The sequence below is a fragment of the Luteimonas sp. WGS1318 genome, assembly GCF_043187535.1.
Lineage (GTDB): Bacteria > Pseudomonadota > Gammaproteobacteria > Xanthomonadales > Xanthomonadaceae > Luteimonas.
Genome location: NZ_CP171131.1, coordinates 2,674,751 through 2,698,413, shown reverse-complemented (window position 1 = coordinate 2,698,413; position 23,663 = coordinate 2,674,751). Strand labels below are relative to the sequence as shown.

The window sequence follows — 23,663 nt, the reverse complement described above, 5'->3', positions numbered from 1 at the left end:
GGACACCATCGGCGCCTTCCGTCGCCGTGACGACCAGATGGACTCCGGAGAGTCTCATGCCGGCTTCCGTCGCCTGTAGCGCATCCATCATCCGTGACGCGATGGCGTGCGTACGCATTGCCGGCGGGCTGTGCTAGACGCCGGCCGCTGCAGACTATGGCGCCGCCACGCCGCCACGCCGCCACGCCGCCACAGCTCCTCGGGCGACGCGTCGTCGTGACTGCACACGATCCTGCGCACAGCGCGGGGGTCCGAGATTCCGGTTTGGACAGCCAGCAATTCTCGCGAGAGCCCGACAGGCGGATCAGCTGACCGCAGGGCTGGTGACGCACCGGCTCAGCGCGAGTCCCGCGTCCACCGCCGTGAGATCGGCATCGGCGTTGGACGCAGGCGCGCGCAACCTGCTGCGGGTCACCGTGCCGTGCCGCCGGTCAGTTCGACCAGCGGCGTGAAGCCGCCGAAGATCATGCGCTTGCCGTCGAAGGGCATCGGATTCTTTTCCGGGTCCATGCGCGGATCGCTGCCATCCATCATCTTCGCGAAGGCGGCATCGCGGGTGGCCTTGTCGGGCCATTCGATCCACGAGAACACGACCGTCTCGTCGTCCTCGGCCTGCACGGCCTTGCGGAAGTCGGTCACCTTGCCGTCCGGCACGTCGTCGGCCCAGCACTCGAGCACGCGCAGCGCACCGAGCTCGATGTAGAAGGCATCCCCCAGGTGGGCGTGGTCGATGAAGGCCTGGCGGTTGGCGGTCGGAACAGCGAGAACGAACCCATCGATATAGGACATGGTGTCACTCCGGTTGGATGGCGGCGACGGCGGTCTACCGTGCGCTCGTGGAGACGACGTACCAGAACGACCGGAATCGACATGTCAGTGAGGCGCATTCACGCAGGCAGTGCCTGCGCCCACCTCCTGGGTGCCGTCCGACGTCAGGACGGTGGCGCTGCCGGGATGTGAAGCGGAGCGGATCCTGACGCGCTCCATGACGCCCGGTCCGCCAAGCGCCGCGCCCGTGCTGCCGGCGCATTTACCCTCGGTCGATCGGCGCTCTGCGTGCGACCGCTCGGTGGTGGGGGCGGGACCGCCAGTGCCCTCGTTCTGCGCTGTGCCAGAGTGGTCGCTGCGCTACGCACCGGCTCATAGTTCGAAGAGGCGCTCATCGAGCTTACCTACTCGAAAGCTGCGTCGCAGGTGTGTTCATCACGCGCTCCGATGGCAGTCGTCAGTGATCCCGTTCCTCCCACTCGAGTGGCCGATTCGGATTTGGGTCCTGCGAAGCGCGCTATGAAAGGTCGCGCGACCGGCTCGAGCTCCGCCGCAGGTCGGCGCACCCGTGCCTTCCCTTTTCGGCGCGTCACCTTTGCTGAATCGGTGGGCAATCGCCGTTTGTCTCATCACCCGCGCCCTCACTTTGCTCAATCTGTTCAGTGACTTGGCCGCCCTCCGCCCGATTTCTCTCCTGGGGCTGTTTTATTTCTTTTTAACAAGCGCTACGATCGGGACACCCCATGCCGCTGAGACGGTTGTCAATACCGTGAGCCCTATGGGTGGGGATTCATCAGCACGCATTCATGTGGAGAGAGAGAATGGCTTTGAGAACCAATAAGCTGCGGGACGCGATCACCTTCGCGCTCGTTGTCAGCGGTACCACCATCGCCGGTATGGGCGTTGCCCAGGCCCAGGCGGTTCCGGCCGCGGGACAGGAAGCGACCACGCTGGATCGCGTCGAAGTGACCGGTACCCGTATCCGTCAGGTCGATACCGAGACCGCGCAGCCGGTCGTGCTGATCGATCGCGCCGCGATCGAGCGTCAGGGCTTCCAGTCCGTCGCCGACATCCTGCAGAACATTTCCGCGGTCGGCACCCCGCCGATCAGCCGCGCTTCGCCGCTTTCGGCGGGTGAGAACGCGGGCGGCACCTTCATCAGCCTGCGCAACCTCGGCGCCGCGCGCTCGCTGGTGCTCGTCAACGGTCGTCGCCTGGGCATCTCGACCAGCGGCCTCGCCGACGTCTCGCAGATTCCGGCCGTCGCGGTCGAGCGCATCGAAGTGCTGAAGGACGGCGCCTCGTCGATCTACGGCTCCGATGCCATCGCCGGCGTGATCAACATCATCACCCGTGCCAACTACGACGGTGCGGCTGCCAGCGCCTATTACGGCCAGTACAGCGAAGGCGACGGTGCGATCACCAAGGGTGACTTCATCATCGGCTTCACCGGTGACCGTGGCTCGCTGACCCTCGCTGCCGAATACGCCAAGGAAGATCCGGTCCGTTCGTCCGATCGTCCGTACAGCGCGTTCCCGCGCGGCGACCTGCATCCGACCGACAACTGGACGACCGTCGGCCAGATCGGCGGCTTCGTTAGCCCGATCAGCGATGCTCTCCCAGGCGTGACCTATGTTGCTGCCACCTCGGCCAATCCGAACCGCAATACGCGGGTCATCTACGATCCGCTGACGAATACGTTCCGTAGCCAGAATACGGCCACGGGTGGCTGTGCACAGAACTCCCTTGCCAACCCCGGCCCGGGCATCTGCACTCCCGGTTCGGTGGTCGACAAGTCCAACACGAACGAGCAGACGGATCTCCGCACCGGGCTCGAGAAGAAAGCGTTCTACGTTGACGGTACGTACGACCTGACCGACAACATCCGCTTCCGCACCAACGTCCTGTACAACAATCGCGTGTCGGACCGCACCGTTGCGGGCTATCCGATGCAGGCTGCTTCGTTCGGCACCACGATGTCGGCCGACAGCGCCTTCAATCCGCTGGACCGCCCCATCACCAACTGGTGGCGTCGTACCTGGGAAGTGCCGCGCGTCAGCACGGCCGACCTCACGACGTATCGCTTCTCTGCGGCGCTCGAAGGCAGCTTCGACCTGGGTGACCGGTTCTTCGACTGGGATGTCTCGTATCTCAGCAGTACCAACAAGGTCAACCAGAAGTCGTACGGCAATCTGAATCTGGCGAATACCCGCGCGGCAGTCGGTCCGTCGTTCCTCCAGACCGCAGCCGGCCCGACCCAGGGTCAGATCGTCTGCGGCACGCCGGGCGCCGTCATCACCGGTTGCGTGCCGTGGAACCCCTTCCTGGCCTTCGGTCAGGAAGGCCCGGGCAGCCTGACTGACCCGGCTCTGCAGCGTTTCCTCTTCCAGGAAGAGCATTCCACGGGCGAGACCGAGACGAACGTCTTCGCTGCGAACCTGGCGGGCTCGGTCTTCACCCTGCCGGCTGGTGACCTCGGCTTCGCGGTCGGCGTCGAAAGCCGCAAGGAAAAGGGCGAGTTCGTTCCCGATGCCCTGGCGGTGACCGGCGGTTCGACCAATCTGGCCGCTGGCCCGACGGGCGGCAGCTACCGTGTGAACGAGATCTATGGCGAGCTCGAGATCCCGGTGCTGGCGGATATGCCGTTCGCCCGCGAGCTCTCGCTCAACGTGGCGACGCGCTACTCGGACTACGACACCTTCGGCGACACCACCAACGACAAGTTCGGCATCAAGTGGCGGCCGTTCGACCAGCTGTTGCTGCGTGCCACGGTGGCCGACGGCTTCCGTGCGCCGACGATCGCGGACCTGTATGGCGGCGGCTCGCAGACGTTCTCGTTCTATACCGATCCCTGCGACACCTCGATCGGCAGCTCGGCCAACAATGCCACGACGCGTGCCAACTGCGTCGCCGAACTGGGCGCCCTTGCCAATACGTATCGCCAGCTGGGTCAGGGTGGCACGCCGGTGACGGCAGTGGGCTCGCAGTCGCCGATCGCCTTCTCGTCCGGCGCCAACCCGGCCCTTACTCCTGAAGAGTCGAAGTCGCAGACGATCGGCCTGGTGTGGAGCCCGACCTTCGCCCAAGGTCTGAACTTCGCGTTCGACTGGTGGAAGGTCCGGATCGACAGCACCATTGTGACCGACGCACCTACCACCATTCTGGATGATTGCTACGTCCGTGGTGACCAGGCGCGTTGCTCGGCGAGTGCTGCGAGCGAGTTCACGCGTGATCCGACGACGGGCCAGATCAACTTCTTCCGGTTCAGCAGCATCAACGCAGGCTTCCGCAAGGTTGAGGGCTTCGACTTCGACGTCAGCTACCGCTATTCGACCGACAATCTCGGCTCGTTCGCGGTCGCATCGAACACGACGTATACGGCGAAGGACTACTACACCAGCACGGATACCCCGCAGTACCCGATCACCAATGTGGGCCTCGCCGGCGCACCGGGAACTGGCACCACCAACTTCCGCATTCGCTCCAACCTCAACCTGTCGTGGGACATGGGTGATTTCGGCGTCAGCTGGACGGCCCGTTACTACTCCAAGATGCGTGAAGGTTGTACGTATGTCACGGGCAGCCCGACCGGTGTGCCACCAGTGGTTGAGCCGCATCTCGAATGCACGGACATCGTCTTTGCTCCGACCGGTGCCCTCACCGCCGCCGGTCAGCCGGCAAGCGGACTGTCGCGTCGTCGCGAAGTGGGTTCGAACACGTTCAACGACGTGCAGATCCGCTACAACGCGCCGTGGGATGCCACGATCGCGATCGGTGCGAACAACGTGTTCGACAAGGTCGGCCCGCTGATGTACACCCAGCCGAGCTCGAACACGTCGTACTACGGCGGCTTCGACATCGGTCGCTTCCTGTACATGCGCTACACCCAGCGTTTCTGATCGACCGCTTCATCGCTTAACGAACACGGCCCCGAAAGGGGCCGTGTTTTTTTGTGCCGGGATTCAGCGCCCGTATGCAGCCAGACGGTTTGGTAGCTCGTTGTTTAAAAGGTCAGGCCACCGGGCGCCGATACAGGGCGGCGTTGATGCACGCGAACACGCTGACGACAAACCAGCCGAATGGAAACAGCGAGACCGTCAGCAACCAGGTGATCGCGAAGGCGACGCAGGCGGCGACGAACCACAGGATCGCCGAGAGAATGCGGCCCTGCACCAGCTGGCCAAGGCCAGGGACGATGAAACTGCAGATGGCGGCAATAACGTTGCCGGCGGAACCCTGTGCGCTCATGGCGTGACCTCCTGAGAATGAATGCGCAAATGCTCGCGCACCCGGTAAGGCGTCGGCGTGAAGGCCTCATCCGTGGCAGTGACCTTTCAAGGCGACCCCGGTGCTGCCAGCAACCGGACCGCCATCAAAATCATCTGCATGTTTTTTTCGACCGGCGGCATGACGCCTGACGGCAGGTTGCTGCCACCTTGGACGCAGGCGCAACGCGGCCTGCGGCGGTCGACGCAGACCGCCCAGACCACCGTTACGGTACCGACGCAGTCGACTGCTATTGCGAGGGGCACCTACGGCCAGGTCAGTTCGGCCGCGACCATCAGCGCGACGGCCCGGGCTTCGGCGGACGGATGCATGCAGGCGTAATGCAGCCAGCGTGGCGCGAGCAAATCGTAGTCGAGGAGCATGCTGGAGAAGCGCTCGTCATGTAGCGTCAGCAGCGCGAGCACGCACATGTTCAGGCTCGGGAACCATTGCGTCACGCACTGCCAGTAGTGCCCCCACATACACTGGCGCGCCGCGAGCGGCATCGCCGCGGGCATCGCGAGCAGCGCGGCGACCGGCATCTGCCGGAGTGCCTCGGGATCACGGACGCGCGTGCCAACATGCCCACGAAACGCGTCGTATTGGCATGGAAGGCATGACTGTGTCGCACCTCACGGCCCATGGCGGTGTCAAGGCCGCGCGCTTCTATCGACGCCACGGTCTGCTGTGGACGCCATCGCGGGCAAATGAGATCCGACGTCACGCCGATGGGGAATTGCCGCGGTCGGGCTTCTGCTCAAGCGCACAGACGGCCGGGTTCACGCTCGATGGAGACGCTGATCTGGCCGAAAGTCCGGCTACTGTTCCGAACGCCATTGCAGACGCACCGTTCGCGAATGGACGCGGCCAAGAATCGTAACGCTTGCCGGTCATGCGATTGGAAATGTCAGTCTCCGAGCCGGGCTAAAGCTCGACAGGCAAGACCCTGCCTACGACGGCTCGTCACGTTCTCATCCACAAACGGGATTAATTACCCACCTGCATCCGATTCAGGGGCGTACGAACGAAACGCCTACCTCGGTAAACAGCAGATATTTCACGCAGCACGACTGAACCCGCTGCGTCCACGGCGACCCGGACCGGCAGCCGTCTCGCCGGACTGCCAGGCGGCCTGGACGTCGGCACGGACGTCCTGCCATGCGCGCAGGCGGCTGTCGAATTCCCACACGCGGCGCAGCACGGGCTCGATCTCTTCCCAGGGACGTTCCGGATAGGAGGCGCGGCCATTGCGGCCGAGGGAAAGCACCAGGGTCTGGTCGGAATCGGGACGTGCCATCTGCGTCGGTGCCTTGATCTGAGGCGAGCAGGCTAGGCCGCGTTTCGTCTGTTTTCCGTGAACCTGTTGCGCGATTTCGATGACAGCGTGCAACCCCGGCCTGAGGACTGAATTCGACGTTCAGTGCGTGCGCGATGCGCACGTATTCATGCGCAATGAGCGGCTCAGAACAGGCCCTTGAGCACCTGCAGCAGACCCCACAGCGAGACCACCCAGATGGCGGTGCGCAGATACGGAACACCGATCGCATAGACGGGGAGGTAGGCGACACGCGCCCACAGATAGACCTGCGCGCCGAGCGCCGTTCCGGCATCCGCGCGCCCGCTGACGACGACCGCAAGGATGGCGGCGGCGAAGAACGGGAAGGTCTCGAGAAAGTTGCGGCTGGCGGCGGCGGTGCGCACGGCAGCACCGCGTAGTGGCGGGGCCTCGGCGTCGCGGTTGCCCGCGTTCCAGCGTAGACCGCGTTGGGCGGTGGCGAAGCCGCCCGCCACGCCCACGTGGACGAGACCGAGGACGATCGACCACGCCAGCATCTGCAGTTCGATCGTCATCGGTCGGTCCTCGTCGGTGGATCAGGCGGCGACGGCCTTGGCGATGGCCGCGTTGAACGCCGGAAGATCGTCGGGCTTCCGGCTGGTGATCAGATTGCCGTCGACGACGACCTCGGCATCCTCCCACTGTGCGCCGGCGTTGACCAGGTCGGTCTTGACCGAGGGCCACGAGGTGACCTTGCGCCCCTTCGCCAGGCCGCTTTCGACCAGCAGCCACGGGCCGTGGCAGATCGCCGCGACGGGCTTGCCGGCATCGCCGAATGCACGCACGAACGCAACGGCGTCCTTGTCGGCGCGCAGCACATCGGGGTTCATCTGGCCGCCGGGCAGCACCAGCGCGTCGTAGCGGCCGTGATCGGCCTTGGAAAGCGCCACGTCCACGTCGACGCTGCGGCCCCAGTCCTTCTTGTCCCAGCCCTTGATCGAGGTGGCGTCGCCGGGCGTGATGACGTCGACATGGGCGCCGGCCTCGCGCAGTTCCTTAAGGGGCTGTTCGAGTTCGGATTGTTCGAAGCCGTCGGTGGCGAGGATGGCGATCTTCTTGCCGTCGAGTGTCTGCATGATGTGTCCTTGCGGGAGAAGTAGGCGGCCGAGGCTAGAAGCCAGGGGATTGCCGTGCCGTGAAACAACCGTGGATCGGCCATCACGCGCTGCAGTCTCGTGCGATGAGACGCGTTGCAGGCAGGCTCGCGGCCCTGCCTGCAGTCCGGAGCCATCGTCTGAACGCTATCCTCAAGCCTGATCCGGCGGCGTTGCCAGTGCCGAGCGGCGGCAACGCCACGGGCGGGGTCCTGGCGGCCCGGTTGGCGGCCAAGTACCCGGGCCGCGTGACCGGCACGCTGTTGCTGCCCGGACAGGCGGGCGATTACGCGCCGATTCCGGACGATGTGCCCGAGGCGCTGGCGCGCGCGCTGCGCAGTCGCGGCGTCGACCGGCTGTACCGGCACCAGGCCGAGGCGTGGGCGGCCAGCCAGACGGGCCGCCATCTCGTTGTCGCGACGCCGACGGCCTCGGGCAAATCCCTGTGCTACACGCTGCCGGTGCTGTCCGCGGCGATCACCGCGCGCAGCAAGGCGCTGTACCTGTTTCCGACGAAGGCGCTGGCGCAGGACCAGGTGGCCGAACTGCTGGAACTCAACAAGGCCGGAGAACTCGGCCTGCGCGCGGCGACCTTCGATGGCGACACGCCGGGCGATGCGCGCCAGGCGATTCGCATCAATGGCGACATCGTGGTCAGCAATCCCGACATGTTGCACCAGGCGATCCTGCCGCATCACACCAAGTGGGCGCAGTTCTTCGAGAACCTGCGCTACGTGGTGATCGACGAGATCCACACCTATCGCGGGGTGTTCGGCTCGCACGTCGCCAACGTGATCCGCCGGCTCAAGCGCGTCTGCGCGTTCTATGGCGTCACCCCGCAATTCATCCTGTGCTCGGCGACGATCGGCAATGCGCGCGAGCACGGCCGCGCGCTGGTGGAAGTGGACGACGCCGCGCTGGAGGCGATCCTCGAATCCGGCGCGCCGCGTGGCGACAAGCACGTGCTGTTGTGGAATCCGCCGGTGGTCAATCCGGATCTCGGCCTGCGCGCATCCGCGCGTTCGCAGTCCAACCGCATCGCGCGCATGGCGATCCGCGCGGGGCTCAAGACACTGGTGTTCTGCCAGACGCGGCTGATGGTCGAAGTGCTGACCAAGTACCTCAAGGAAGTCTTCGACCACGACCCGCGCAAGCCCAAGCGCATTCGTGCCTACCGCGGTGGCTATCTGCCGACCGAACGCCGCGCGGCCGAGCGCGAAATGCGCGCGGGCAATATCGACGGCATCGTCAGCACCTCGGCGCTGGAACTTGGCGTGGATATCGGCAGCCTAGATGTCGTGGTGCTCAACGGCTATCCCGGCAGCATTTCTGCGACCTGGCAGCGCTTCGGCCGCGCCGGTCGCCGGCAGCAGCCATCGGTCGGCGTGCTGGTCGCGAGCTCCGAACCGATGGACCAGTACGTGGTCCGGCATCCGGAGTTCTTCGCCGAGGCCAATCCCGAACACGCGCGCATCGAGCCCGACCAGCCGTTGATCCTGCTCGACCACATCCGCTGCGCCGCGTTCGAACTGCCGTTCGTCGACGGCGATGGTTTCGGCCCGGTCGCTCCCGCGCCGTGGCTGGAGGTGCTGGCCGAATCCGGCGTGCTGCACCACGAGGGCGACCGCTGGGAATGGATCGCCGACAGCTATCCGGCGCAGGCGGTGAACCTGCGGTCGGTCGCCGACGGCAACTTCGTCGTCGTCGATCGCACCGACGGGCGGCAGACGATCATCGCCGAGGTCGATTACTCCGCGGCCGCGCTCACGCTGTACGAGGGCGCGATCCACATGGTGCAGTCCGAGCCCTTTCAGGTCGAACGCCTCGACTGGGAGGGCCGCAAGGCCTATGTGCAGCGTACGCACGTCGACTACTACACCGACGCGATCGACTACACGAAGTTGAAGGTGCTCGATGACGAAGAGCAGGCCGACGCGGGGCAGGGGAGTGCACACCTGGGCGAAGTGCACGTGGTGCGGCGCGTGTCGGGCTACAAGAAGATCCGCTTCCACACCCACGAGAACATCGGCTACGGGCCGGTGAACCTGCCCGACCAGGAACTGCATACGAGCGCGGTGTGGTGGCAGCTCCCGCAACAGGCGCTCGACCGCGCCTTCGATGCGCGCCACGAGGCGCTCGATGGCTTCCTCGGCGCGTCGTATGCGCTACACCTGGTTGCGCAGGTCGCGGTGATGGCCGAGAGCCGTGATCTGCAGAAGGCGGTGGGCAGTGGCGACGGCACGTGGTTCGCGACCGCCGATCAGCGTGGTCGGGGACAATTGCGCGATGGCGACGGCAGCAGCACGTCGATCGAACTGCTCGGCCGCTTCGCACCGACGCTGTATCTCTACGACAACTACCCCGGCGGCGTCGGCCTGTCGTCGCCGCTGTTCGAGCGCCGCGACGAACTGCTGGTCAAGGCGGCGGCGCTGGTCGCCGGTTGCAGCTGCCGCGCCGGCTGCCCGGCCTGCGTCGGGCCGATCCTCGCGTCGGAAGAAGGTGCCGAGCGCACACCGCGCCAGCTCGCGGCGCGGGTGATCGATCTGCTGATGCACGCGCCGCAGCTGCCCGCATGAGTGCACTGGCCAAACGCCTCGGCCTGCTGCGCAGCCAGGCCGGCACCGCCTTGCCATCGGTGACCCCGACGCCGCCGTTGCCGGCGACCGCACCGCGCGCGCACTGGCCGCGTGCCGACGGCGAGCGTTCGCCGGAGGAGGTCGTCGCGCAGCTGCGCAAACTGATGAAGCTGCGTGTGCCGACCCCCGCGGCGCGTCCGTCCGGCCCGGTCGATCGCGCGCTGCCCGGCGAGGAGATCGCGCCCGGCCTGCGCTATCTCGAGCAGACCGCGCCGTGGCCCCACGACGACGGCGAACTCGCGCTGTACGACATCCGCCACGAGCCGGCGCGACGTTCCGATCTGCTGGCCTTCGACACCGAAACCACCGGCCTGGCCGGCGGAACCGGCACGCGCGCCTTCATGATCGGCGCTGCCGATTTCGTCGACGGCGGCTTGCGCATCCGCCAGCTGTGCATCACCACGCTCGGCGCCGAGCGCGAGATGCTGAAGACGTTTTCGAGCTGGCTGCGCCCTTCGAGCGTGCTGGTCAGCTACAACGGGCGCAGCTACGACCGGCCCTTGCTGACCACGCGCTATCGCCTCGCGCGGCTGCGCGATCCGCTGATCGAGTTGCGTCACGTCGATCTGCTGCATCCGGTGCGCCGCCGCTATCGTGGTGTCTGGGCGAACTGCAAGCTCGCGACGGTCGAGCGCGAACTGCTCGGTGTGCTGCGCGAGGACGACCTGCCGGGCAGCGAGGCGCCTGCCGCCTGGCTGAATTACCTGCGCGGCGGCAGCGCGGACAAGCTGCGGCGCGTGGGCCTGCACAATGCGCAGGATCTGCGCAGTCTGTTCGGCGTGCTGGAGGCGATGCGCGACGAGGCGGTCGTCGACACGGTGGTGGTGCCAGACGTGCAGGTGGACGCCTGCGGGGATTGCGGCGTCGACTGAGACGACGACTTAGCCGTCGACCGCAGCCGTCGGCCGGCACGTCGCCCATCGGCGGCCGGCATCGCGGTCGTCGTCGCGTGCGTCCTGCCGGTGGCCTCGATTCCTGTAGGCGCGCGCTCGCGCGCGCGATGGCTCTGCCGGGGAATGCCCGATCGCGCGCGAGCGCGCTCCTACATTGGCGTGGGCGTAGAGACAGGAAATGCCCCATCGCGCGCGCCTGCACAAGCCGTGGGCGCACACGGTCGAGCGCACGCATGTCGCACGGCGTTCACGTGCTCCGCATTGCCCGGATGCTTGAATCGGACGGCCCAGCAGTTCCGATTCGCTCGCCGACCGGCAGCGACGTCCCGCGCCACTCTGGAGCTTCATGGATACACGCGAACGCCGGCCCGACAGGGCCGACCCTGTGTCTCCGCGCACGACGTTGCGCGCACGCGATGCGTTCGCGATCACCATCGGCGTGGTCGTCGGTGCCGGCATCTTCCGCACGCCGTCCTTGATCGCCGGCGTTTCGGGCAGCGAGTTCGTGATGCTCGCCGCGTGGGTCGTGGGCGGCGTGCTCTCGATCGTTGGCGCGCTGTGCTACGCCGAACTCGCCACCACGTATCCGCAGGCTGGCGGCGATTACAACTACCTGCGTCGTGCTTACGGGCCGCGTCCTGCATTTCTCTTCGCCTGGGCGCGCGTGTCGGTGATCCAGACCGGCTCGATCGCGCTGCTGTGCTTCATCGTCGGCGACTACATGGCCCAGATCTACGATCTCGGGCCGTTGTCGTCCGCCCTCTACGCCGGCGCGGCGATCGTCGTGCTCACCGCAGTGAACTGGCTGGGTACGCGCCAAGGTGCGACCGTGCAGGGCTGGCTCACGGTTGCGGAGATCGTCGGTGTCCTGGTGATCGTGGTCGCGGGCCTCTGGTTCGCACCGGGTGACATTCCGCCCGTGCCGGGCACCGGCGGTGACAGTGCGATCGGGCTGATCCTGGTCTTCGTGCTGCTGACATACGGGGGCTGGAACGAGGCGGTCTACGTCACGTCCGAGGTGCGGGATGCCAAGACATGGATGCCGCGCGTGCTGATCCTGAGCCTGATCGCGATCGCCGCGCTGTACGTTCTCGTGAACCTGGCCTACCTGCGCGTGCTCGGGCTCGGCGGCATGGCAGAACACAGCGCGGTGGCCGCCGAGGTGATGGGGCGGGTGTTCGGCCCCACCGGCGCGGTCGTCATGAGTGTGATCGTCATCGCCGCGGCCTTGACCTCGGCTAATGCGACGATGATCACCGGCGCGCGCAGCGTCTACGCGGTGGGTCGCGATTTCCCGGCACTGGATTTCATCGGGCGCTGGGACGCACGCAGCGGCACGCCACGCGCAGCCATCGTCACCCAGGGCGTGCTCGCGCTCGTCCTGGTCGTGCTCGGCGCGTTCGCCCGCGACGGCTTCGAGGTTGCGGTGGAGTACACGGCGCCGGTGTTCTGGCTGTTCTTCCTGCTGGTCGGCATCGCGTTGTTCGTGCTGCGCAGGCGCGATCCCGACCTGCCGCGCCCGTTCCGGGTGCCGCTGTATCCCGTGCTGCCGCTGCTGTTCTGCGCGACCAGTGCCTACCTGCTGTATTCCAGCCTGGCCTACACCGGCCGCGGCGCGCTGTTCGGCGTCGGCGTGCTCGCCGTGGGCGGGGTGTTGCTGTTGATGCTCAAACCGACCACACGACCCGAGGAAGCCTTGCCATGAAGCCGTCCAAGAAGACCCTGCTCGCGCTCGCGATCTGCGCGCCCATCCTGCTCGCCTGTGCCGACCAGGCGGTCAATGCCTACGAACCGGTCGACGGCAGCGCCGCCGCCGCTCCGGCCGACGCGCCTGTGGACACCACCCACACCGTGACCGCCGACATCGGCGCCGATGCGGCCGCCGTGAGCGACGCGCCGCGCCCGTCGCGCGAACCGGACGTGATCTACGTGCCGACGCCGGAGCCGGTGGTCGATGCGATGCTCAACCTCGCCGGCGTGCGCGAAGGCGACGTGCTGTACGACCTCGGCTCGGGCGACGGCCGCATCCCGATCGCCGCGGCGCAGCGCTTCGGCGTGCGGGGCGTGGGCGTCGACATCAATCCCGTCCGCGTGCGCGAGGCGAATGCGAATGCGGAGACGGCCGGCGTCACGGACCTGGTGACGTTCAAGGAAGCCGATCTGTTCGAGGAGGACATCAGCGAGGCCACCGTGGTCACCCTGTACCTGCTGCAGAGTCTTAACGTGAAGCTGCGCCCGAAGCTGCTGGCCGAGCTCAAGCCCGGCACGCGCATCGTCAGCCATGCGTTCGACATGGCCGACCAGTGGGCGCCCGAGCAGACCCAGGAAGTGGACGGCACCCGCATCTATCTGTGGACCGTGCCCGAGCGCTGATCCACCCGCTGCAGGCCGGTGCACACCGGCGACGGGTCCCGCGCGGCAAGCGCTCGCGCGGGCCTTCCACCGTCGCGTCGGACGCGTGCCCGGCGCGTTCAGTCCATCGGCCTCGCCGCTGATGGCGCGCCCTCGCCAAGGAGTTCCACCGTCTATGACGTCCCGCCGTTTCGTTCCGTCCGTGGTCATCGTCGCGATGCTGGGTATCGGCGCCATGCCGGCCTTCGCAGCCCCGCCGTCGTACGGCGGCGAGCTGCAGGGCTTCGACTATCCGCATCCGCGGCAGGCGCATGCGTTCACGTCGCAGGGGCAGGCGCTGTCGATGGCCTACATGGACGTGCGCCCGGCCGGCGCGGGCAATGGGCGCACCGCGGTGCTGCTGCACGGCAAGAATTTCTGCGCGGCGACCTGGGAGGACACGATCCGGGTGCTGGTGGACGCGGGCTGGCGCGTGGTCGCGCCGGACCAGATCGGGTTCTGCGGATCGACCAAGCCACGCGGCTACCAGTTCTCGTTCGCCCAGCTCGCGACGAATACGCACGCACTGCTCGAGGCGCTCGGCGTCGAGCATCCGGTGCTGATCGGCCATTCGATGGGCGGCATGCTCGCCACGCGTTACGCGCTGCAGTATCCGGGCGATGTGGCGCGGCTGGTGCTGGTCAATCCGATCGGGCTGGAGGACTGGCAGGCCGAAGGCGTGCCCTACGCCAGCATCGACGCGATGGCCGAAGGTGAGCGCAAGACCACGTTCGACAGCATCAAGGCCTACCAGTCGAAGGTCTATTACGACGGGCAGTGGGCGCCGCGCTACGACCGGTGGGTCGAGATGCTCGCCGGGATGTATGCCGGGCCCGATGCCGAGATCGTCGCCTGGAACCAGGCGCAGACGTCGGAGATGGTGTTCACCCAGCCGGTGGTGCACGAGTTTCCGGCGCTGCGCGTGCCGACGCTGCTGATGATCGGCGGCAAGGACCGCACCGCGCCCGGCGCCAATCGGGCGGCGCCCGAGGTGGCGGCCCGGCTCGGGGACTACCCGGCGCTCGGGCGTCGCACCGCGGAGGCGATCCCCGAGGCGGAACTCGTCGAGTTTCCCGCACTCGGCCATTCGCCCCAGGTCGAGGCCCCCGACGTGTTCCACGCCGAACTGCTGCCACGCCTGTAGCGCGGTGACACCCGTGACGGGGTTCTGCGTTCAGACCGCGTTCCTCCGTACACCGGCCCACCCCCTAAACTGAACCGGTTGCGGCCGTGCCCCGCCGCCCGTCCTGTCCGGAGTCCGTTGTTCCCATGTCGCCCTGGCGCCCCCGCCTGCTGCTGTTGATTGCCTGCGTCGCGCTTGCGGCGTGTCGTCCCGCTGGAGATCCGGCGGCCGCACCCGTGGAGACGGTTGAGGTCGCGAGCCCGGAAGAGGGTGGCGCCGTCAGTACCGCGCCGCTGAGTGATGAGGACATGCCCGAGGTCGCCAATCTCCCGGAGGCGAGCATCGAAGGCGTCGACTGGTCGCCGATGGTGCTCAGCGACGGCACCGCGTCGCTGGGCTGCGAGCTGGACTATGCCAACGCCGGCGACGGCGACGTGCTCGGCGCGTTCGAACGCGAGGCCCTGCGTGAGGCGATGTCGGCCTGCGCCGAACGCGGCGTGTTCCGGCTGCGCTTCCGTGGCCGCGTCACCCAGGAATTCACCCAGCTCATGCAGCGCCTGGCGGTCGTCGCCGACGAGCTGCAGATCAACAAGCGTGTGCTCGACATCGATTCCAGCGGCGGCATGGTCGAAGAGGCGATCCGTGCCGGCGACGTGATCGCCGAATCGCGCTGGACGATCTGGGTGCGCGAGGGCGCGGTCTGCCACAGCTCCTGCGTGTTCGTGTTGGCCGGCGGCGACACGCGACTGATCGGCGGCCGGGTCGGCATCCACCGCATCATCCGCATGAGTTCCAGTGCCTCCACGCGCGCGGAGCTCAACCGCGAGCTGCGCGCGGTCTACGGCCGCGTGCGTGATTACCTGGAGCGCAACGGGGCCGCGGTGGCGGTGGCCGACCTGATGATGGCGGTGCCCAACCGCAGCCTGCGCATCCTCACGCCCGACGAACTCAAGCTCTACGGCCTCGACGGCGTGAACCCGGCGCAGGACGATCTCGACCGTCTGCGCCTGATGCGCAAGTGCGGCCAGGATTTCGTCAACCGGCGCGACGCCTATGTGCGCGCGTTCGACACCACCTGCAATGCGCCCGATCGCGATGTCGAGCAGCTGGCCGCCTGCGGCCTGGAACTGCGCGGCACGTTCGGCTTTCCGGACGAGCAATGCCCGTCGGAAAGTCCGCTGTCGGAGTTCGATCTCGTCGGCCAGCTGACCGCGGCCGCCGGCATCGCCAGCCGGCTGCGCATCCTCGGCGTACCGGGGGTCGAACCGCAGCCTGCGGCGGAGGCGCGGCCGGCGAATGTGGCGCCCGTGCGGCGACGCGCGGCCGGCACGCAGGTGCCGGCGGCCGAGGCGTCCAACGTGCCGCCGCCTGAGGCGCCGCCGAGCGACGAGTCGGCCGACAGCACCGAACCCGCTGCCGAGACTGCGGAGACGGACGAGGAGGGCTGAGGCCCGCGCGCGGCGTGCGAATTGGCCTGCATTCGCCGTCGCGCGACGGGCGGCGCACGCGACGCCCTGCGCACGACCGCCCGCCCGCCGCCGCTGCCGCTGCCGCCTAGACCGCGTCGTCCTGCAGGAAGCCGCCGGACTGCCGGCGCCACAGCTGCGCGTAGATGCCGTCGGCGGCGATCAGCGCCTCGTGCGTCCCCTGCTCGACGATGCGACCGCGGTCCATGACGATCAGGCGGTCCATCGCCGCGATCGTCGACAACCGGTGCGCGATCGCGATGACGGTTTTGCCTTCCATCAACCGGTAAAGGTTTTCCTGGATCGCCGCCTCGGCCTCGGAATCGAGCGCCGACGTGGCTTCGTCCAGCACCAGGATCGGCGCGTTCTTCAGCAGCACGCGCGCGATCGCGATGCGCTGCCGCTGTCCGCCCGACAGCTTGACCCCGCGCTCGCCCACATGGGCGTCGTACCCGGTGCGGCCCTTGGCGTCACTGAGGGTGAGGATGAAGTCGTGCGCCTCGGCCCGCTTCGCGGCATCGAGCATGTCCGCCTCGCTCGCGTCGGGCCGGCCGTAGAGGATGTTCTCGCGCACCGAGCGGTGCAGCAGCGAGGTGTCCTGGGTGACCATGCCGATCTGCGCGCGCAGGGAATCCTGCGAGACGGTCGCGATGTCGACGCCGTCGATGCGGATCGCGCCGGCCTCGCGGTCGTAGAAGCGCAGCAGCAGATTGACCAGCGTCGACTTGCCCGCGCCGGAGCGGCCCACCAGGCCGATCTTCTCGCCCGGACGCACGTGCAGGTCGAGGTCTTCGATGAGCGTGCGGTCCTGCTGGCCGTAGTGGAAATCGACGTGTTCGAAGCGGATGTCGCCGGCGATCGCCGGCAGCGGCGCGGCATCCTGTGCGTCGTCGACCGTCGGCGCCAGCGAGATCGAGTTGATGCCGTCGCGCACCGTGCCGATGTTTTCGAACAGCGCCGACAGCTCCCACATGATCCATTGCGACATGCCGAGCATGCGCAGCGCCAGCGCCAGGCCCACGGCGATCGCGCCGGTGCTGATCGCGCCGTCCAGCCACAGCCACAGGCCCAGCGCCGCCACCGACGCCACCAGCAGCATGTTCAGCACGTAGTTGCACACGTTGACCATGGTCACCAGGCGCATCTGCCCGTGCACGGTCTTGAGAAAGCCGTCCATCGCCTCGCGGGCGTAGGCCTGCTCGCGCTGCGAATGCGAGAACAGCTTGACCGTGGCGATGTTGGTGTAGCTGTCGACGATGCGGCCGGTCATCACCGAGCGCGCATCGGCTTGGCGTTCGGAGATCCGGCTCAGCCGCGGCACGAACACGCGCATCAGTGCCGCGTAGGCGAGCACCCAGCCGAGAAAGGGCAGCATCATCCGCCAGTCCGCGGACGCGGCGACGATCAGCGCGCCGGTGAGGTACACCAGCACGTAGTTGCCCACGTCCAGCAGCTTGATCACGGTTTCGCGCACGGCCAGAGAGGTCTGCATCAGCTTGGTGGCGATGCGGCCGGCGAACTCCTCCTGGAAGTAGCCCATCGACTGCCGCAGCAGATACCGGTGCACGTTCCAGCGGATCCGCATCGGGAAGTTGCCGAGCAGGGTCTGGTGGATGATCAACGAGCTGAACATCGTGAGCAGCGGCAACGCGACCAGCACCAGCACCGCCATCGCGGCCAGCCGCCCGCCCTCGGCCTGCATGAAGCTGTCGGGCGTGTGCGAGGCCAGCCGGTCGACCAGCGAGCCGACATAGGCATAGAGCACGACCTCGGCGATCGCGATCGTTGCGGTGAACGCCGCCATCAGCAGCAGCCATTTGCCGCTGCCGCGGACGTAGTGCATGCAGAACGCGAACAGCGTCGTCGGCGGCTGTGTCGGTGCGGTGGGCGGGAAGGGATCGATGCGGTTTTCGAACCAGCGGAGCATGGCGGACCTTGGCGCGTCCCGCGGGACGCGGCGATGGGGGGCACGGGGAGCGCCCATTGTCGGTGGTGCGCGGCGGCCGCGCCTGGGGGGTCAGGGCACGTCGAGCACGATCCGGCCGAGATGATGGGTTTCGAGCGCCTGCGCCGCTTCGGCGATCCGCGCCAGCGGCAGGCGCCTGCCCAGATGCAGGTGGAACGGCCCGCGTGCGATGGCGCGGCACGCGGCGTGCACGTGGGCCGCGCCTGCGCGTGCACCGAACCCGCTGGCTGCGACGTCGGCGCGCATCGGCGGCGGGCGGACGCCGTGCGGCCATGCGATGCGCCCGCCGGCGCGCAGCGCGGCCACGGCGGTCTCCGCGCTGCGGGCGTCGTCGGCGGTCAGCAGCGCCGCGTCCAGGCCGTCGGGCGCGAAGATGCGCAGCGCCGCGCTCAGATCATGGCGTCGCCCGTCGATCGCCATGTCCGCGCCGAGCCGTTCCGCCAGTGCTTGCCCGTCCGCCCCCGAGGCCACCGCCAGCACGCGGGCGCCGCGCAGCCGCGCGAACTGCAGCGCCATGTGGCCGATGCCGCCACTGGCGCCGAAGACCAGCAGCGCGTCGCCGCGTGCGATGCGCAGTGCCGCGTCGACCGCGTGCATCGCCAGCCCGCCATCGACCGGCAGCGCCGCGGCCTGCTGCAACGGCAGACCGGACGGCACCGGCCATAGATGGTCGGCATCGACGAGGGTGAACTGCGCATGGAAGCCGAACCCGGCCCGGCGTGCCGGCACCAGGCCGCAGACCCGGTCGCCTTCGCGGAACCGGTGCACGCCGGCGCCGACCTCGACCACCGTGCCGGCACCCTCCGAGCCGCCGATGAAGGGCACCGCCGACGCGCCGGCGGTGCCGAGCCGACCTTCGCGTTCGAGCACGTCCCAGTGGCCGAATCCGGCAGACAGCACGCGGACCAGCACCTCGCCCGGTCCCGGCACCGGAATCGGCGCGTCGATGCCGCGCCAGGCCGATGCGTCGCCGATGCGGGTCACGGCGAGGGCCGTCATCGTCTCCGCCTCGATGTCGGGTGCACCGGCATCGTCCGGTGGAGGCAGGGTGGAAACGGCGTCGAGGGTCATCGGAATCCTGGAGGCTTGCGGTCGGTGGTCGCGAAGGTTAGAACCTCAACATTGATTGAGGTCAAGCGGGGCGAATGCAATGACGGCCGTGGACGACGCGCTCTCGGTGGGCGAACTGGCGGTGCGCAGTGGCGTGGCGGTGTCGGCGCTGCACTTCTATGAGCGCCAGGGCCTGCTGCGCAGCGGCCGCAACGCGGGCAACCAGCGGCGTTACGGGCGCGATGTGTTGAGGCGGGTCGCGGTGATCCGCGTGGCGCAACGCGCCGGTGTGCCGCTGGCCGAGATCCGGGCCGCGCTCGACACCCTGCCCGATGGCCGTACGCCCACGCGGGCCGACTGGAGCCGGCTGTCGCGGCACTGGCGCAGCGCGCTGGATGCGCGGATCGCGCAACTGACCGCATTGCGCGAGCAGCTCGACGGTTGCATCGGCTGCGGCTGTCTCTCGCTCAGGCAATGCCCACTGCGCAATCCCGACGACATCGCGGCCGGACAGGGCCCGGGCGCACCGTATCTGGATCGCTGACGCCGTGCGGTCCGGATGGTGGGGCCGCCGCGCCGGCGCAGATGCGATCGTCTACGGCCGGTCCTCAGCGTCGGCGATGTCAAGCCGTCGGTCCGCCCCTGGCCGCCGAGCGCGGCGGCGGACCTGACCGCTTGCGCGGACCCGTCAATGCGATGACCAGAGACATGACCGCCCGCGACCGCCGCACGGAGCACCGCCGGCTCACTCCGACAGCTGGACCGGCACGGCCGCCCGTTCGGCAGGGTCGGCCTCGAAGAACGGCGCCGGCCCGATGCCGGCGACGCGGGCCACCGCGAGGTCGGGCACGCGTTGCACGGCATCGTTGAGGTCGCGCACCGCGCCGTTGTAGAAGCGGCGCGCGTACTGCAGGTTGGCTTCGACCTCGACCAGATCGCGCTGTAGCTGCAGGAAGTTCGCGCTCGCCGCGAGCTCCGGATACGCCTCCTGCAGGGCCAGCAGCCGCCCGATCCCGGCCGACAACGCCGGTTCGATCGCCGCGAGCGCGGCCGGTTCGTGCAGTCCGTGCGCGCGATCGCGCAGGGCGGTCACGGCGTCGAGCGTGCTGCGTTCGTGGTCGGCATAGGCCGACACGGCGCGCGCCAGCGCCGGCACGAGGTCGTGACGCCGCATCAGCTGCACGTCGACGTCGGCCCAGGCGGTGCGCACCTGGTTGCGCAGCCGGACCAGCCGGTTGAAGACCAGCACGGCCCAGGCCAGCAACGCGATCGCGACCGCTGCCAGCCACAGTGCACCGCTCATCCGACACCCTCCGTACGGGGCATGGACACGGTCGGGAGCGATGCGGCGTCGGACATGGCCCCGAGGATACCGCGCGACGCATCGGGCACCAGCGCCCGTCCGGCGAAGGTCGGACGCGGTGCTTGCCGCGGTTCCGGCGCCGCGTACACTCGGTCCCCTCATCGCCGCAGCAGGAGTGTTGTCCGCATGAATGTCCTCCGCCTCTCGATGTCGGCCGCGTTGCTGGCCGCATTCGCCTCCACCGCCGTCGCCCAGCAGCCCGCGCCGGCCCAAGCTGCCCCGGCCGCCGCTGCGCAACCGCCGCTCACGCCGGAGCAGCAGGCCCAGGTCGAGCGTCAGAACGCCGAAATGGGCGCCGCCGCGCAGCAGGTGCTGCAGATGATCGACGCCGATCGCGCGGGCGAGGTCTGGGACGGCGCGTCGCAGACGATGAAGGGCACGGTGGGTCGCGACGAATTCATCCGCCAGCTCGCCGCCGACCGCGCCCAGCTCGGCGCCGCCGCGCGACGTGATGCGCCGGCGGTCAGCCGCTCGCAGTTCCAGGCCGGGGAGACGGTGCCGGCCGGCATCTACATCAACGTGGCGTTCCCGACCACGTTCGCCGCGCAGCCGCAGCCGATCCGCGAGCTGGTGTCGTTCCGCCTCGACGAGGACCGCACCTGGCGCGTGTCGGGTTACAGCGTGCGTTGACGCGGGCGCGGCGGGCCGGGCGCGCAGGCGTGCCCGGACTTCGCGCGGCGCGCGCCGCTCAGTCCGCGGCGTGCACGTGGATCGAATGGCTGCCCAGCGCCACCGTCTGGCCCGCGCGGATCTTGCAGGTCTTGCGCAGTTCCACCGCGCCGTCGACGCGGACCGCCCCGCTCGCCACCAGCGCCTTGCCGGCGCCGCCGCTGTCGCACAGCCCGACCAGTTTCAGCAGCTGGTTGAGTTCGACGTGCTCGGCCTCGAGCAGGAAAGGCACCGGTGCGGGCATGGCGGACAACCGTGGAAACGACGAGGGGCGCGATTATCGCACCGGTGTCGTCAGCGTCTGCGAGCGTGCGCGCGGACGCGGGAGCAGGGCCGCGCTCGCGTCCGCGACCCTGCGTGCGGCCCGGCCCGGTCGCCTTGTGCGGGCAGCCCCACGGTTCGCTGCGCAACGCGTCACCCACGCGGCTCTGCGCCGGTGCGCCGGTCCAGGAGGTGATCCGGTCCGCCCCGGAAGCGTCGGGTAAGGTAAGTCCTACGCATTCTGGAGACCCATTGCATGCCCGCATGTCCACGCCCGTTCCCGTGCCCAGGCGACGCCGCGTGATCCGCCCCGGCGTTCCCGACAACGAGGTCCTGCGGCAGGCGACGCTCGATGCCTACCGGATCCTCGATACCCCGCCCGAGGCGGCGTTCGACGATCTGGTGGCGATCGCGGCCGCGATCTGCGACGTGCCGATCGCCGTGGTCACGCTGATCGATCACGAACGGCAATGGTTCAAGGCCAAGCTCGGTCTCGACACCCAGGAAGGGGCGCGCGACACCGCGTTCTGCGCCCACGCCATCCTGCAGCCGCAGGAGACGATGGTGGTCCGCGACGCGACCGAGGATCCGCGCTTCCGCGACAATCCCCTGGTCAACGGCATCCCGCACGTGCGCTTCTATGCCGGCGCGCCGCTGCTGGCGACCAACGGCCTGCCGATGGGCACGTTCTGCGTCATCGACGACCGGCCGCGCGATCTGGCGCCGGACCAGCGCGCCGCGCTGGAGGCGCTGTCGCGGCAGGCCTCGCGGTTGATGGAGCTGCAGCGCGTCAGCGGCGAGTTGCGCCTGCAGATCGAGGAGCGCGGCTGGTACGAGCAGCAGTTGCTGCATTACCAGCAGGAACTGGAATCGCAGAACGCGGACCTGACCGAACAGTCGATGACCGATCCGCTGACCGGACTGTCGAACCGGCGCGCGTTCGCGCAGGCGGTGGACGCGGCCATCGACGCCGCGACCCGGGACGGCACGCCGCTCGCGATCGCGGTGGTCGACATCGACCACTTCAAGACGATCAACGACCTGCATGGCCATGCCGAAGGCGATCGCGTGCTGCAGGCGCTGGGCGCACTGCTGAAGCAGGATGCCGGCGCGGCCCGCGGCCGGGTCGCGCGCTACGGCGGCGAGGAGTTCGTGTTGCTGCTCGCGGGCCTCACCGACGCCGCAGCCGCGCTGCGCTGCGAGCATCTGCGCGAAGCGGTGGCGCTGGCGCCGACCGGCCTGCCGGTGACGGTCAGCATCGGCGTCGCCGCCTTGCGTGCGGGCGAGGATGCCACCGGCCTGTTCGCGCGCGCGGATGCCGCGCTCTACCAGGCCAAGCGCGACGGTCGCGACCGCGTGCGCCTGGCGCCTTGAGGGCTCAGTCGGTGATCTGCTTGGACTCGCCGGCGGCGATGTTCTCGACGTGCACGATGCGGCGCGGCCGCTGCAGCATCGGATACGCCACCACCGCCGCGAGGATGATCGCGACACCGGCGTAGAACTGCGGCGACAGTTCGTGCTGTTCGCCGAGCAGCACGATCGCCAGCGCGATCGCATAGACGGGTTCCAGGTTCACCGCCAGCTGCGCGGCGAACGCGCTCATGTGCCGCAGTGCGACCAGCGACAGCGCGAACGGCAGCAGCGTGCAGGCGAACGCGAGCAGCAGCAGATAGCCGGCGTCCTGCAGGCTGGGCAGGGTCAGCAGGCTGCCGGCGAAGGCGGGGAACAGCAGCGGCATCAGCGGCGCGAGCAGGGTCAGCGTCAGCGTGCCGGCGCCGAGTTCCACCGCGGTCACGGTCAGCGGATCGGCGCGTTCGACCAGGCGCTTGTTGAGCGAGCCGAAGCACGCGACGAAGAACGCCGACAGCGCGCCGACCGCCACGCCCACGCGCATGCCGTCGGGGATGCCACCGACCACCAGGGCCACGCCCGGCAGCACGGCGACGCCCAGCGCGAGCTCCCGCCACGAGAACCGGCTGCGCGCGATCAAGGGTTCGATCAGCGCGACGAACACGGTCGCCAGCGCGATGCAGGTCGCCGCGACCGAGGCATTGGCCAGCTTCACCGCGCCGTAGAAGGTGAGCCAGTGCAGCGCGACCAGCGCGCCGACGCCGGTATAGGCGAGCAGCAGGCGCGTCGGCATCGCCCGCAGGCCGCGCCACACGCGCGGCACCAGCAGCAGCACCGCGGTGACCAGCAGCATCCGCCACCAGACCAGCGGCAGCGCGGGCAGGGTGATCAGCTTGCCGAGGATCGCGGTGACGCCCCACAGCAGCACGCAGAAGTGGATCTGCCAATGGGCTTTGGCGACGGGCGTCATCGGCATCGGATTCGGGGCGGGCGCGCATTATCCATTGCGCGCCGCGGTTCGTGCGGCGCGG

The 23,663-nt window shown here is 68.6% G+C and carries 21 protein-coding genes; 10 read left to right on the top strand and 11 right to left on the bottom strand.

The window, feature by feature from the left end:
• Positions 1 to 411: 411 nt before the first annotated feature.
• Positions 412 to 789, bottom strand: a complete 378-nt coding sequence (locus ACF3M1_RS12275; protein ID WP_394001034.1) for a DUF1428 domain-containing protein — start codon at positions 787 to 789, stop codon at positions 412 to 414.
• Positions 790 to 1,589: 800 nt separating this feature from the next.
• Here ACF3M1_RS12275 and ACF3M1_RS12270 point away from each other — a divergent pair.
• The gene (locus ACF3M1_RS12270; RefSeq protein ID WP_394001032.1) at positions 1,590 to 4,667 is read left to right on the top strand and encodes a TonB-dependent receptor domain-containing protein; all 3,078 of its coding nucleotides are present in this window, start codon (positions 1,590 to 1,592) and stop codon (positions 4,665 to 4,667) included.
• 112 nt (positions 4,668 to 4,779) lie between these two features.
• Here the strand turns inward: ACF3M1_RS12270 and ACF3M1_RS12265 are convergent, their stop codons facing one another.
• The 5 genes from ACF3M1_RS12265 to ACF3M1_RS12245 all read right to left on the bottom strand — a co-directional run bounded on the left by ACF3M1_RS12265 (position 4,780) and on the right by ACF3M1_RS12245 (position 7,446).
• Positions 4,780 to 5,016, bottom strand: coding sequence for a hypothetical protein (locus ACF3M1_RS12265; protein ID WP_394001030.1), 237 nt, complete (start codon positions 5,014 to 5,016; stop codon positions 4,780 to 4,782).
• Positions 5,017 to 5,300: 284 nt separating this feature from the next.
• Entirely contained in the window at positions 5,301 to 5,576 is a 276-nt protein-coding gene (locus ACF3M1_RS12260) for a hypothetical protein (RefSeq protein ID WP_394001029.1), read from the bottom strand.
• A 515-nt stretch (positions 5,577 to 6,091) separates the two neighbouring features.
• Complete coding sequence (locus tag ACF3M1_RS12255) at positions 6,092 to 6,424, bottom strand: hypothetical protein (RefSeq protein WP_394001027.1); 333 nt, start codon at positions 6,422 to 6,424, stop codon at positions 6,092 to 6,094.
• Between the two features lie 71 nt (positions 6,425 to 6,495).
• Entirely contained in the window at positions 6,496 to 6,885 is a 390-nt protein-coding gene (locus ACF3M1_RS12250; protein WP_394001025.1) for an MAPEG family protein, read from the bottom strand.
• 21 nt (positions 6,886 to 6,906) lie between these two features.
• On the bottom strand, positions 6,907 to 7,446 hold the full coding sequence (locus tag ACF3M1_RS12245) for a type 1 glutamine amidotransferase domain-containing protein (protein WP_394001024.1): 540 nt from the start codon (positions 7,444 to 7,446) through the stop codon (positions 6,907 to 6,909).
• A gap of 158 nt (positions 7,447 to 7,604) precedes the next feature.
• On the opposite strand from ACF3M1_RS12245, the gene ACF3M1_RS12240 reads away from it, so the two are divergent.
• The 6 genes from ACF3M1_RS12240 (at position 7,605) to ACF3M1_RS12215 (ending at position 15,955) form a co-directional block, all read left to right on the top strand.
• Positions 7,605 to 10,040 (top strand): DEAD/DEAH box helicase, encoded by a 2,436-nt coding sequence (locus ACF3M1_RS12240; RefSeq protein ID WP_394005263.1) that lies wholly within the window; start codon positions 7,605 to 7,607, stop codon positions 10,038 to 10,040.
• Positions 10,037 to 10,972 carry a ribonuclease H-like domain-containing protein gene (locus tag ACF3M1_RS12235; protein WP_394001022.1) on the top strand — a complete coding sequence of 312 codons (936 nt, stop codon included), beginning with the start codon at positions 10,037 to 10,039 and terminating at the stop codon, positions 10,970 to 10,972. Before ACF3M1_RS12240 ends, ACF3M1_RS12235 begins: the two co-directional genes overlap by 4 nt.
• Positions 10,973 to 11,339: 367 nt before the next feature.
• Positions 11,340 to 12,698, top strand: coding sequence for an APC family permease (locus tag ACF3M1_RS12230; RefSeq protein ID WP_394001020.1), 1,359 nt, complete (start codon positions 11,340 to 11,342; stop codon positions 12,696 to 12,698).
• On the top strand, positions 12,695 to 13,366 hold the full coding sequence (locus tag ACF3M1_RS12225) for an SAM-dependent methyltransferase (protein WP_394001018.1): 672 nt from the start codon (positions 12,695 to 12,697) through the stop codon (positions 13,364 to 13,366). The genes ACF3M1_RS12230 and ACF3M1_RS12225 overlap by 4 nt, the downstream gene beginning before the upstream one ends.
• Positions 13,367 to 13,562: 196 nt before the next feature.
• On the top strand, positions 13,563 to 14,528 hold the full coding sequence (locus ACF3M1_RS12220) for an alpha/beta fold hydrolase (RefSeq protein ID WP_394005262.1): 966 nt from the start codon (positions 13,563 to 13,565) through the stop codon (positions 14,526 to 14,528).
• A 125-nt stretch (positions 14,529 to 14,653) separates the two neighbouring features.
• Positions 14,654 to 15,955 (top strand): hypothetical protein, encoded by a 1,302-nt coding sequence (locus ACF3M1_RS12215; protein ID WP_394001016.1) that lies wholly within the window; start codon positions 14,654 to 14,656, stop codon positions 15,953 to 15,955.
• Positions 15,956 to 16,061: 106 nt separating this feature from the next.
• On the opposite strand, the gene ACF3M1_RS12210 is transcribed toward ACF3M1_RS12215, so the two are convergent.
• Positions 16,062 to 17,900, bottom strand: coding sequence for an ABC transporter ATP-binding protein (locus ACF3M1_RS12210; RefSeq protein ID WP_394001014.1), 1,839 nt, complete (start codon positions 17,898 to 17,900; stop codon positions 16,062 to 16,064).
• A 90-nt stretch (positions 17,901 to 17,990) separates the two neighbouring features.
• Entirely contained in the window at positions 17,991 to 19,010 is a 1,020-nt protein-coding gene (locus ACF3M1_RS12205) for a zinc-binding alcohol dehydrogenase family protein (RefSeq protein WP_394001012.1), read from the bottom strand.
• A gap of 88 nt (positions 19,011 to 19,098) precedes the next feature.
• Between ACF3M1_RS12205 and soxR the strand changes: the two genes are divergently transcribed.
• The gene (gene soxR, locus ACF3M1_RS12200) at positions 19,099 to 19,533 is read left to right on the top strand and encodes a redox-sensitive transcriptional activator SoxR (protein WP_394005261.1); all 435 of its coding nucleotides are present in this window, start codon (positions 19,099 to 19,101) and stop codon (positions 19,531 to 19,533) included.
• 201 nt (positions 19,534 to 19,734) lie between these two features.
• Here the strand turns inward: soxR and ACF3M1_RS12195 are convergent, their stop codons facing one another.
• Positions 19,735 to 20,292: a LemA family protein gene (locus ACF3M1_RS12195; RefSeq protein WP_394001010.1), complete on the bottom strand. Its 558-nt coding sequence runs from the start codon at positions 20,290 to 20,292 to the stop codon at positions 19,735 to 19,737.
• Positions 20,293 to 20,478: 186 nt separating this feature from the next.
• On the opposite strand from ACF3M1_RS12195, the gene ACF3M1_RS12190 reads away from it, so the two are divergent.
• Positions 20,479 to 20,982, top strand: a complete 504-nt coding sequence (locus ACF3M1_RS12190) for a DUF4019 domain-containing protein (protein WP_394001008.1) — start codon at positions 20,479 to 20,481, stop codon at positions 20,980 to 20,982.
• A 58-nt stretch (positions 20,983 to 21,040) separates the two neighbouring features.
• Here ACF3M1_RS12190 and ACF3M1_RS12185 read toward each other — a convergent pair whose 3' ends face one another.
• A complete protein-coding gene (locus ACF3M1_RS12185) occupies positions 21,041 to 21,265 on the bottom strand; it encodes an RNA-binding S4 domain-containing protein (protein ID WP_394001006.1) in 225 nt (74 codons plus the stop codon).
• Between the two features lie 281 nt (positions 21,266 to 21,546).
• On the opposite strand from ACF3M1_RS12185, the gene ACF3M1_RS12180 reads away from it, so the two are divergent.
• Positions 21,547 to 22,656: a diguanylate cyclase gene (locus ACF3M1_RS12180; RefSeq protein ID WP_394001004.1), complete on the top strand. Its 1,110-nt coding sequence runs from the start codon at positions 21,547 to 21,549 to the stop codon at positions 22,654 to 22,656.
• Between the two features lie 4 nt (positions 22,657 to 22,660).
• Here the strand turns inward: ACF3M1_RS12180 and ACF3M1_RS12175 are convergent, their stop codons facing one another.
• Complete coding sequence (locus tag ACF3M1_RS12175) at positions 22,661 to 23,608, bottom strand: DMT family transporter (protein WP_394001002.1); 948 nt, start codon at positions 23,606 to 23,608, stop codon at positions 22,661 to 22,663.
• Between the last annotated feature and the right edge of the window lie 55 nt (positions 23,609 to 23,663).